We start from the raw sequence: 9018 nt of genomic DNA, 5'->3' as shown, positions 1-9018 counted from the left end.
TTAATAAAGACCTCCTAATACTCTTCGAAAATCTCATCAATCTTCGTTAGAGTCGACTTAGCTAACTATAGTTATGCTTGCGTCTATCTGCCTAGTCTGGTTTCGATTTTCATTAAATAACCTCCTATTTATTTAATGAAATCCTAAACTTTTCTTTTTCATCATAATCTCCTAAAGAAGTCACCCAATCAGGTGGCTTTTTTATGGCTTGGAGAGGAAAATTCCATTCGAAAAAAATTTTTAAAAAAATGATAAATCAGAGAAAAAATTAAGATAGCTTTAAGATTCATCTTGTATTATATAATCATTAAATAAAGACCTCCTAACTTTATTTAATGAAATCCTAAACTTTTCTTTTTCATAATAATCTCCCTTAACTCCACCCAATCAGGTGGAGTTTTTTTGCTTTATTTCAAGCTTTTCGGAAGTTTCCTAAACATCGTTTTCCGATAAATTTCGGTAGTTTTTGGAATTTGGTCGGGGAATTGGCGGGGACTTTTTGAGATTTTGGCGGGGACTTTTTTAGCGAATATGACTAAGAAATAGGTCTGTTGTCGCTTCAGCAAGTTCGTCCTCAACTTGGTTATAACGATCCGTCATATAAACCTTTGTATGCCCCAGCGCCTGGCTTAATTGTTCAAGCGGAACCCCTGCAATAATGCTTTGAGTCGTGAAGAAGTGGCGCATCATGTGAGGTGTTACATGCAATCCTGTTGCTTCATTCACTAGATTGAAGTTTCTATTTAGCTGGTTTGGATTGATGAGACCACCTTTTTCATTAAGGGTGATATAATCTTTTTGTTGCTCCTTGATAATCCCTAACTTTCGCTTAATCTTAGAAGCTTCAGCTATCAGATAATAGATAAGGTCTGTTCCGATATCATCAAGGCAGACATATCGCTCTGAATCCTTTGTTTTAAGCCCTCCTTTCCCTTTCAAGGTCTGGTTGCTCCTACTGTCTCTAAGATGCAGTATAGCCCGTCCATTTTCGTTCTGAGTTACATCCATTGGGCGCAATCCAAAGACTTCTCCTCTTCTCAGTCCAAAGATGGTAAGATAGGTCAGAGCGTAGAATTGTTTTGACATAATCTCTTCTGCCTTTGCTATCCAAGTCTTGAACTCTTTGAGAGTCACTTTCTTGTTAGCTGCAGGGATGTCACTCTGGCCGATGAAAACACCTTTCAAGCGATTTGAGAGCATATTTCCATTTTTCACGGCATCGTTTAACAATGCCATGAAGCTGGAATTGAGAGTTTGAACAGTGTATCTGGTATGGTTCTGCAACTTGTCAGCAATAAAGAGTTCATACTCATTTCTATCCAAATTTTTAAGCAGAACAGAACCAAACTTTGGTTTAATATGGTTTTTATAGAGGTTTTCATTGAGGTAGTAGGAAGTGTCATTCCAGCGCCCTGTTGACAATCTCTTTTCAGAATAGATATCCCAATAATTATCAAGTGTTAGATTCGTATTGATACCTAATTCTTGTTCTTGGATTTGTTGCTCAATCTCTGTCAAGGCTGCACGAGCTTGTGGAAGGGTTGTGAGACCACTTTTAGTAATCTCTTTCTTTTTACCATAAAAATAGTAAGAGCGTCTGATGTAATAACGTTTGCCTTTTGCAGTTTCATAGTAATAGATATTTGGGTATTTTGTTTTATTATATTTCATTGTATTCTCCTTGTTTATCGGCTTCTGGACAAGGTCTAAACATTGAGAATATTGACATCACCCCTTTCATGGTGTAAAATAGGGTATAGAAAAGAGGCCTTTTTAATGGCTGATTTTTTATAAGGTTGAGCTTCACAATCAAACTTTGGCGAGGGTGATTGTGAGGCTTTTTTGTTATTTCTTGACTTTATCTTTTAAAGCTTTCTCTAATAGAGGGTGAGATTTTTCTATTTTATTTCAGTATTTTCATTTCTCCTTTGTACTCTTGAGATATTTGAGTTTTATCAGAGTCTGAGGTATAAACAAGCAGTTGAGGTGTATCTTTTTCTAAATCAACATTGTAGCCTTTTTCTTGAGCCCACTTTTCAAAGATGGTATTTTTAGCTTTCAAAAATTCATTTGAAATATAGATTTTACGACTAGAGTTTTCATTTTTCCAGCTTTCTCCAATTCGCACTGAAATATATTTATCGTCGCCTCCAGGAACAAAATCAACCTTTTCCCCTTTGTCAATAATTTCAGCGTTGTCTTTAAAGTATAACGCGAAATCTTCGCCTAACTCTTTAGTCATTTTAAATTTCTGTTCAACTGCTGCTGATGATGTTTTTTCAGTTTTGGTTGTAGTATTTTTAGATGGGTTCTTTAAAATACTATTTGTCACACCAATAGCCAAGAAAGCTATCAGCACCCAAAACCACACTCTTTTATAAACTGGCTTAGAATTTTTTCTTTTGTTCATGTTTCTTCTCCTTTTAATTTTCAATCGGCATGAAGTTTCCGACTATTTTTCCAATGATTCTAGGATCTTCTTCATATGGTGCGAATTTATCTTTATATTTGTTATTGATAGAGACGAGTCTAAGACCGTCTTTTTCTTTATAGACTTTCTTTATATAAGTTTGGCCATCCCAATCAACCGCATAAATGGCACCATCGTAGTCAAACCCTGTTTCTTTGATGAGAACGACCTCTCCATTCGTATATTTAGGCTCCATGGAATCTCCGAAAACCCAAGAAGCAAAATCGTGGTCTAGGTCTTTGTCGTAAAAAACAGTATCATAGTTCCCATCGTTGAAATATGAAAATCCGGTACCAGCTGATAGCTTTTCAAAAACACGGTATTCAAAAAGCTTTTCCTCAATCATAATCACTTTATTATTCTGTTCTTTTAATTGTTCATTAGCATAGTTCAGAATTTTTTGTTTTCTTGGAGTTGATAACTTTACAACTTTTTCAGTTATTTTCTGAACAAGAGGGGAAGTAGGGATTTTTAGTTTTTTTACTTCTTGAGTTTTATCCTCTATCAAGTCCGATTTATTAACTCCGAAATAGTCTGCAAGTAACTCGATCTTCCCTATCCGAGGATAAGTTATGCCTTTTAACCAATCTCTTACAGTAGTGTACTTCAATCCTAGATCAGAACAGAGCTTATTTCTATCAATCCCTCTGCTGCTCATCAAATTTTCCAAGTTCGCAGAGAAAATTTCTTTACTTTTATTATTGCTCATTTGTATCACTCCTTTATATAGTATATATTACGGCAAAAACGCAAAAAAGTAAAGAAAAAAATAAAAAAATACGAAAAAAACGCAAAAAACACTTGACATTGCGGTTTAACCGCATTATAATATAATCATAGTTGAGTCAGTCAATTATAAAAAAACGATAGAAAGGACAGTAAAATGCCAAAAATGACTCTTAAAACATTGCGAACGCTAAAGAACTGGCGACAAGTGGACGCAGCTAAGGCCCTTGATGTCTCTGCTGATACTTGGGGAAATTGGGAGCGAGGTAAAACAGAGCCTACTGTAACACAGGCTTATCAAATCGCTACTGCTTTTGATGTGTCTATCGATGACATTATTTTTTTACATGATATTGCGGTTTAACCGCAAAAAGGAGAATGGCATTATGAACAACGCAGCGCAAAAAGTAACACGGATTGACAAAGATGCCTGGGATATTGCTACGGAGCTGGCGAATGAGTACGGGGTATCCATTTGTCACATTATCAGCGAGAGCGTCCGATACTGTGCAGAGAATGCCGAATTTAAGGAGATGGATGTTGTCGTTAAACGATTGGTAGTCGGCAATAAGGTGATTGAGTAGGAGGGGGAGATGAACGAACTAGAAAGAACCGCCCTCAATGAGATATTGAGGACCGTGACATATATTGCAGAAAAATTGGATGAGTTGGATATTAAGGTTTCTCAATTAGAAGCAGTGAAAGACAAGGCTTCATCAGCATCATAATCAGCAGCAATAAATTGAGCTGCTGAGAGAATGAATTTCTTTAAATCTTGGATATCTTTGTCGTCATGCCTGCGGACATAATGAGTTTCATCATTGCCAATCCAAGCAACAGATTTTGCTAAGGCTTGAATTTTGGGAAAATCATTTAAGTAGTCAGCGATTACTTGACCAAGCATAATTGATTTGATTTTTTCTTCGTCTTCTGTATTTTTAGAAATTGCGTAATCTTTTATGAGAAATTCGGCTGCTTTGCGATAGCCTACACCTGCAATTTGATCTAATGATTCGGACTCTGCAACAGTTGCTTGCGAATAGATCTCAACAAAAACAGGAGAAACTTTTTCTATATTTTCAGGGAGTTTAACCTTGATTGGAGGGCGATAGGAATAGTTAATCATTGTAGAGAGCGGATAATCATCGTGAATATACTCTATTACAAAATACTTTTGACAATCTTCATAAGTACATCTAAAAATAACAGAAAATCTCCCTTGATCGTCAAGTCCAGCGTTTTCAGAACTCCAGCTCTGTCCGACATGTTGTGGAGACATGGTTCTACCACAGTGGGGGCATTTTGAAGGAGTGTCAATTGTAATGGTCTTTAGGATATCTCTAAACTTAATAGAAACGTCAAGTTTCATAAAAAATCTCCAATCGTTTTTGTTTTATTATACCAAATTTAGGAAGGAATACTATGAACGAAATTTTTAACTTTCACGGACAGGAAGTCCGTACTTTGACAATTGATGACGAGCCTTGGTTTGTTGGAAAGGATGTTGCGGATATCTTGGGGTATACAAATTCAAGAAAAGCAATTTTTGACCATGTAGATGAAGATGATAAGACAGATGGGGTAACGATTCGTGACGCCATGGGTAGAAATCAAAATCCTATCATCATCAACGAATCTGGTCTCTATTCTCTCATTCTTTCAAGTAAGCTTCCACAAGCGAAAGAATTCAAACGATGGGTAACATCAGAGGTCTTGCCAGCTATTCGCAAGCAGGGTGGTTTCATTCGTGAGGACTTAGATGAGGATGCCTTCATCGCTCTATTCACTGGCCAGAAAAAGCTTCGTGAGCAACAGGCGACCATGCTTGAAGATATCGACTATCTGAAGAGTGAGCAACCGATTCATCCAAGCTATGCTCAGTCACTACTGAAGAAGCGCAAGGCTCGGGTCGTGGCTTGCCTGGGTGGGATTGATAGTCCTGCTTATGCTGATAAGATTTTTGCTCAGTCGGTATTTAGACAAGCTGAGATTGATTTCAAAGACCACTTCAACATCAGTCGCTATGACTTGCTACCAAAAAAAATCGCAGAAGCAGCATTGAAATATTGGATGACTTGGGAGCCAAGCACCAATACTAAGATGAAAATCATGAAATTGAACTCATTTGACGAGGTGTAGGAAGGGGAAGAAGATGGACAATGTTCTACTTTCACTATCTGACTGGATTAAGTCCATTATCAAGGACACAATTACAAGATTGGTTGAGATAGAAAAAGATAGCGACCACTATCCAGAGTTAATGGATGTGAGCACTACCTGTGATTTTCTAGGCATTAACTATGACACGTTTTCAAACAATTATCGTTACATGAAGGGATTTCCAAAAGAACTCCCTGGTAAGAAATGGTCAAAAAGAGCCATCAAAGAATGGCTCTCTAATCAACTATAATAACTTTACTAAAAGGCTTCTGGACAAGGTCTTAGCAAAATTATTTGATTTTATTATAACACAAAAAGAGGATAAAAAACATGAACAATTTACAAATTATCGCAGTATGCACAGTAGTATCAGTGGTATTGATTGAATCACTGATTATGAATATCAAGCTTAAAATGGCCATGAGACCGAAGAAAATCCAACTTCAAGCGCCACAAGTTGAGAAAGGGTTTATTGACTTTAAAACAGGGCGACGTGTGGACATTGATCCCGTGACACGAAAAGAAACATTTGTGGATTAAAACGGAGGGTATCAATGGTAGTTAAAAACAAGCGATACTACTGGATTCAACTGGCTCAGGATTTTTTCAAGTCTAAGGAAATGAAATTACTTCGTAAGATTGCAGGTGGCGATACGCACACTATCATCTATCTCAAAATGATGTTGATTAGTTTAGAGGATGGCGGGCACATCTACTATGATGGGCTTGCTGATAATATTGCTGAAGAAATCGCTCTTATGATCGATGAGAGCGTTGAAGATATTAAAATCACTTTGCTATTTTTGGAAAGCAAAGGTCTGCTGACTAGAAAATCAGATAGAGACTATTTTTTGGAGCAAGTTCCTGAGATGGTAGGTAGCGAAACCGCAAGCGCCAGAAGGGTTCGTAAGTTTCGAGAAAATCAATTAGCGTTACAATGTAACGACGATGTAACAAAGCGTAACGGAGATATAGATATAGAGAAAGATATAGATACAGAGATAGAGAAAGATGTAGATAAAAATCCAGTCGAACTCATCGTGGAAGAATATCAATCTCGTATCGCTCCGTTGGATGGAACTCAATTTGAAATCTTGAAAGAATTCATCACTTTGGATGGTATGGAAGCGAAAGTTGTTCTGAAAGCAATTGGGCTTGCTGCTGACAATGGTAAAAGGAATTTTAGTTATATCAGAGCGATTTTGACGAATTGGAAGAATGATGGAGTTTTGACGATTGCAGCAGTCGAGGAACGTGAACGAGCGTACAAAGAAAGCAAAATCAAGGGTCAGTCAGGGAATCAAAAATCAAACGTTCCTGAATGGTCACAACCAGACTATGTCAATAAGACTAGTGATGAGACCAAAAAGGACCTTGAGAAGAAGAAACAAGAAATGCTAGAAAGACTTGAGAAAGGAAGAAACTGATGTTTATTTTGAAACATGGAACAAAAGAGGAAAAACCGTACTTGATGTCTGCTAAAATCGGCGTGACTGGGATTGATATCTCTTTTTCAGAAGAGAGGGGAGCGATTCGGTTTGTTTCTCGTGCGGTCGCATTGCAGGTTGCGAAGGCGCTAAGATCGTTTGGGAATTTTTATGTGATTCAGGTGAAGGGATGATTGGAGGTATCGATCATAAAGAAAATGACAGTCTGGGCACTCTTCGATAGTGGGAATGGTTCTTACTTCAAGGGTGCTAACTCTCTGAATAGTTCGGGGGGGGCGAATATTGAAATCTATTCAATCGGAATGGATATAGAAAACAAGAACAATCATTTTATAAATCTGGACCTTGCTGATTACAAACGTTTATTTGGAGATAACACGCTCTTTGACGTGTTAGACAAATTACCAAAACCTGACCTTGTAATAGCTAGTCCGCCATGTGAATCATGGTCAAATGCTTCTGCAATGGAAAATGGGAACGCTTGTTGGAAACGCAATGATGTCTCTGATAGCTTGTTTGCTCCACAAGTAAGACCTTCACCGTTCACGATCAGGGCAAATCAGGATTACGAGTCAGCTTATATAAATTATCAGTACGACAGGCAATTTTTGAAAAGGGTCAATGGCGAGCTAACAGCTTTCAACACAATAGAAATCATAAAAAGATATAGACCACAATTTTGGGTTATTGAGAATCCAGCAGCTGACAGACTGTGGCCCTACATTGAGGATATTATTGGATTCAGAATTCCATACAAAAATCTAGCTAGATACAATAATTATGATTATCCTTTACAAAAACGGACGATTTTTGGAAGTAATATTGAACTTAATCTTAAAAATAAAATTATCAAGCAGGATATCGAGTGGAAGATTTTCTCAAAATCATACAACGAGAGATCTAATATACCTGAAAAATTGGTGTCAGAAATATTCAAAAAAATTTACAAGGAGTTTAGTAAAGATGATTGAACTCTATTTCATTTACAACGGTCACCGAAAGATACTCATTGGGAGTTTTGGCCACATACATAGCGCAATCAACGAATTAAAGAAACATCAAGCTAGTTACTCAGCTATCAACCATCCACGCTTTCGGAAAAGCATGAGTGGAGAAAACATCAGGATTGATTACGGAGCAGCTGATTGCTACTACCTGATTGTGAAGAAAACGGAGGAAAAGTAATATGAATACAAAAATGAATTTGGAAGAAAAAGTTCAACAGTGGTTTGTTGATAGAAATCTACATGAAGCAAATCCAGTTAAGCAGTTCTTGAAGCTGATGGAAGAGTCAGGAGAATTGTTTGAAGGAATTGCAAAGGACAAATCTGAGCTGATTTATGATGCGCTTGGTGATATTCAAGTCGTATTGATTGGGCTTGAGCAACAAATCAAGAACGGTGCTCAGATTTCAGCAAATCAACAGGAACTTGAATTGCTGTTGATGGTTTCGAGTTTAGGGAATATTGCTCAGAAGCTATATGCTCATGTCTGTCACAATGAGACACAGATGCCTCTGATTAAGTCTGACTTGATGTTTCTCGACAGTGTGATTAGTTCTGTTTCGTTATTCAACGGGACAGATGCAGACAGTTGCTTGCAGATTGCCTATGATGCTATCAAAGACCGAAAGGGCAAGATTGTTGATGGGGTGTTTGTGAAAGAGGAGGATTTGTAAAATGAAAAAACTAGGTATTGTTTTAGGTTCTGTATTTGTAATTGTTGTATCGCCATTCGTGGTTCAGTATGGTTGGAATGAAATCATCACAACGATCGTTCCAGTTGGGAAAATTACAGTCTGGCAAGCATTAGGGATGGATGCACTACTATCTTTCATCTGGCCTGTGTTACCCAGCAAAAAAGAATCTGAAGAGGATTATTCATATGCTGTGAAGAGCAGTATTTCGAAAATCATTACATGTGCATTTTTAATTTGGTTAGCTAGTTTGTTTATTTAAGGAGGATATGTCATGATTCCGAAATTTAGAGCGTGGATGAAGTCGTTGAAATGGATGTGCGATGTTACTAATATTTCATTCGACAGCAAGTTTTTAGATATCTGTCACCAGGGAGACACCGAAAGGTGTACAGAAATGTCAGTTGAGTTTGATGAAATCGAGCTCATGCAATCAACAGGACTCAAAGACCTAAATGGTGTCGAGATTTTCGAGGGGGACATCGTTCAATTTTTCGATAGTCTATACACTGTTTTTT

The 9018-nt window shown here is 37.4% G+C and carries 17 protein-coding genes; 13 read left to right on the top strand and 4 right to left on the bottom strand.

The genetic code is table 11. The features are described 5' to 3' along the window. Nucleotides 1–522: 522 nt before the first annotated feature. From HMPREF1518_RS08670 to HMPREF1518_RS08660, 3 genes are all read right to left on the bottom strand, one after another. On the bottom strand, nucleotides 523–1671 hold the full coding sequence (locus tag HMPREF1518_RS08670) for a tyrosine-type recombinase/integrase (RefSeq protein WP_033585575.1): 1149 nt from the start codon (nucleotides 1669–1671) through the stop codon (nucleotides 523–525). A 232-nt stretch (nucleotides 1672–1903) separates the two neighbouring features. After that, a complete protein-coding gene (locus HMPREF1518_RS08665; RefSeq protein ID WP_033585573.1) occupies nucleotides 1904–2410 on the bottom strand; it encodes a hypothetical protein in 507 nt (168 codons plus the stop codon). Between the two features lie 13 nt (nucleotides 2411–2423). Beyond that, nucleotides 2424–3179 (bottom strand): LexA family transcriptional regulator, encoded by a 756-nt coding sequence (locus HMPREF1518_RS08660; protein WP_033585571.1) that lies wholly within the window; start codon nucleotides 3177–3179, stop codon nucleotides 2424–2426. A gap of 174 nt (nucleotides 3180–3353) precedes the next feature. Here HMPREF1518_RS08660 and HMPREF1518_RS08655 point away from each other — a divergent pair, with 174 nt between their 5' ends. From HMPREF1518_RS08655 to HMPREF1518_RS11060, 3 genes are read left to right on the top strand one after another with little or no spacing between them, the layout of a single operon-like run. Further along, on the top strand, nucleotides 3354–3560 hold the full coding sequence (locus HMPREF1518_RS08655; protein ID WP_033585569.1) for a helix-turn-helix transcriptional regulator: 207 nt from the start codon (nucleotides 3354–3356) through the stop codon (nucleotides 3558–3560). A 22-nt stretch (nucleotides 3561–3582) separates the two neighbouring features. Continuing rightward, nucleotides 3583–3780 carry a hypothetical protein gene (locus HMPREF1518_RS08650; protein WP_033585567.1) on the top strand — a complete coding sequence of 66 codons (198 nt, stop codon included), beginning with the start codon at nucleotides 3583–3585 and terminating at the stop codon, nucleotides 3778–3780. A gap of 9 nt (nucleotides 3781–3789) precedes the next feature. After that, a complete protein-coding gene (locus HMPREF1518_RS11060) occupies nucleotides 3790–3924 on the top strand; it encodes a hypothetical protein (protein WP_269317218.1) in 135 nt (44 codons plus the stop codon). Here the strand turns inward: HMPREF1518_RS11060 and HMPREF1518_RS08645 are convergent. Further along, nucleotides 3882–4565 carry a DUF4145 domain-containing protein gene (locus HMPREF1518_RS08645; protein ID WP_033585566.1) on the bottom strand — a complete coding sequence of 228 codons (684 nt, stop codon included), beginning with the start codon at nucleotides 4563–4565 and terminating at the stop codon, nucleotides 3882–3884. The genes HMPREF1518_RS11060 and HMPREF1518_RS08645 overlap by 43 nt on opposite strands. Nucleotides 4566–4618: 53 nt before the next feature. Here HMPREF1518_RS08645 and HMPREF1518_RS08640 point away from each other — a divergent pair, with 53 nt between their 5' ends. From HMPREF1518_RS08640 to HMPREF1518_RS08595, 10 genes are all read left to right on the top strand, one after another. Beyond that, entirely contained in the window at nucleotides 4619–5335 is a 717-nt protein-coding gene (locus HMPREF1518_RS08640) for an ORF6C domain-containing protein (RefSeq protein ID WP_033585564.1), read from the top strand. Nucleotides 5336–5348: 13 nt separating this feature from the next. Next, nucleotides 5349–5606 (top strand): hypothetical protein, encoded by a 258-nt coding sequence (locus HMPREF1518_RS08635; RefSeq protein ID WP_033585562.1) that lies wholly within the window; start codon nucleotides 5349–5351, stop codon nucleotides 5604–5606. Between the two features lie 80 nt (nucleotides 5607–5686). Then, the gene (locus HMPREF1518_RS08630; protein ID WP_033585560.1) at nucleotides 5687–5896 is read left to right on the top strand and encodes a hypothetical protein; all 210 of its coding nucleotides are present in this window, start codon (nucleotides 5687–5689) and stop codon (nucleotides 5894–5896) included. A 14-nt stretch (nucleotides 5897–5910) separates the two neighbouring features. Further along, on the top strand, nucleotides 5911–6783 hold the full coding sequence (locus HMPREF1518_RS08625) for a phage replisome organizer N-terminal domain-containing protein (RefSeq protein WP_033585558.1): 873 nt from the start codon (nucleotides 5911–5913) through the stop codon (nucleotides 6781–6783). Next, nucleotides 6783–6977 carry a hypothetical protein gene (locus HMPREF1518_RS08620; RefSeq protein WP_000470297.1) on the top strand — a complete coding sequence of 65 codons (195 nt, stop codon included), beginning with the start codon at nucleotides 6783–6785 and terminating at the stop codon, nucleotides 6975–6977. The genes HMPREF1518_RS08625 and HMPREF1518_RS08620 overlap by 1 nt, the downstream gene beginning before the upstream one ends. Before the next feature lie 24 nt (nucleotides 6978–7001). Then, nucleotides 7002–7775: a DNA methyltransferase gene (locus HMPREF1518_RS08615; protein ID WP_033585557.1), complete on the top strand. Its 774-nt coding sequence runs from the start codon at nucleotides 7002–7004 to the stop codon at nucleotides 7773–7775. Further along, nucleotides 7768–7989 (top strand): hypothetical protein, encoded by a 222-nt coding sequence (locus HMPREF1518_RS08610; RefSeq protein WP_033585555.1) that lies wholly within the window; start codon nucleotides 7768–7770, stop codon nucleotides 7987–7989. The genes HMPREF1518_RS08615 and HMPREF1518_RS08610 overlap by 8 nt, the downstream gene beginning before the upstream one ends. A 1-nt stretch (nucleotide 7990) precedes the next feature. Then, a complete protein-coding gene (locus HMPREF1518_RS08605; RefSeq protein ID WP_033585553.1) occupies nucleotides 7991–8482 on the top strand; it encodes a MazG-like family protein in 492 nt (163 codons plus the stop codon). A gap of 1 nt (nucleotide 8483) precedes the next feature. Then, on the top strand, nucleotides 8484–8762 hold the full coding sequence (locus HMPREF1518_RS08600) for a hypothetical protein (RefSeq protein WP_033583944.1): 279 nt from the start codon (nucleotides 8484–8486) through the stop codon (nucleotides 8760–8762). 12 nt (nucleotides 8763–8774) lie between these two features. Beyond that, nucleotides 8775–9018 (top strand): YopX family protein (locus tag HMPREF1518_RS08595; protein WP_033583946.1); only part of this gene is annotated, 244 nt, incomplete at its 3' end.

Source organism: Streptococcus sp. SR1, from assembly GCF_000526075.1.
Classification (GTDB): Bacteria; Bacillota; Bacilli; order Lactobacillales; family Streptococcaceae; genus Streptococcus; species Streptococcus halitosis.
The sequence above is the reverse complement of the archived record's forward strand: the minus strand, read 5'-3'. Positions and strand labels throughout refer to the sequence as shown.

Bases quoted from the DNA above. Each gene is read 5' to 3' on its own strand.
- HMPREF1518_RS08670 (WP_033585575.1), bottom strand. From the start codon at position 1,671: ATGAAATATAATAAAACAAAATACCCAAATATCTATTACTATGAAACT.
- HMPREF1518_RS08665 (WP_033585573.1), bottom strand. From the start codon at position 2,410: ATGAACAAAAGAAAAAATTCTAAGCCAGTTTATAAAAGAGTGTGGTTT.
- HMPREF1518_RS08660 (WP_033585571.1), bottom strand. From the start codon at position 3,179: ATGAGCAATAATAAAAGTAAAGAAATTTTCTCTGCGAACTTGGAAAAT.
- HMPREF1518_RS08655 (WP_033585569.1), top strand. From the start codon at position 3,354: ATGCCAAAAATGACTCTTAAAACATTGCGAACGCTAAAGAACTGGCGA.
- HMPREF1518_RS08650 (WP_033585567.1), top strand. From the start codon at position 3,583: ATGAACAACGCAGCGCAAAAAGTAACACGGATTGACAAAGATGCCTGG.
- HMPREF1518_RS11060 (WP_269317218.1), top strand. From the start codon at position 3,790: ATGAACGAACTAGAAAGAACCGCCCTCAATGAGATATTGAGGACCGTG.
- HMPREF1518_RS08645 (WP_033585566.1), bottom strand. From the start codon at position 4,565: ATGAAACTTGACGTTTCTATTAAGTTTAGAGATATCCTAAAGACCATT.
- HMPREF1518_RS08640 (WP_033585564.1), top strand. From the start codon at position 4,619: ATGAACGAAATTTTTAACTTTCACGGACAGGAAGTCCGTACTTTGACA.
- HMPREF1518_RS08635 (WP_033585562.1), top strand. From the start codon at position 5,349: ATGGACAATGTTCTACTTTCACTATCTGACTGGATTAAGTCCATTATC.
- HMPREF1518_RS08630 (WP_033585560.1), top strand. From the start codon at position 5,687: ATGAACAATTTACAAATTATCGCAGTATGCACAGTAGTATCAGTGGTA.
- HMPREF1518_RS08625 (WP_033585558.1), top strand. From the start codon at position 5,911: ATGGTAGTTAAAAACAAGCGATACTACTGGATTCAACTGGCTCAGGAT.
- HMPREF1518_RS08620 (WP_000470297.1), top strand. From the start codon at position 6,783: ATGTTTATTTTGAAACATGGAACAAAAGAGGAAAAACCGTACTTGATG.
- HMPREF1518_RS08615 (WP_033585557.1), top strand. From the start codon at position 7,002: ATGACAGTCTGGGCACTCTTCGATAGTGGGAATGGTTCTTACTTCAAG.
- HMPREF1518_RS08610 (WP_033585555.1), top strand. From the start codon at position 7,768: ATGATTGAACTCTATTTCATTTACAACGGTCACCGAAAGATACTCATT.
- HMPREF1518_RS08605 (WP_033585553.1), top strand. From the start codon at position 7,991: ATGAATACAAAAATGAATTTGGAAGAAAAAGTTCAACAGTGGTTTGTT.
- HMPREF1518_RS08600 (WP_033583944.1), top strand. From the start codon at position 8,484: ATGAAAAAACTAGGTATTGTTTTAGGTTCTGTATTTGTAATTGTTGTA.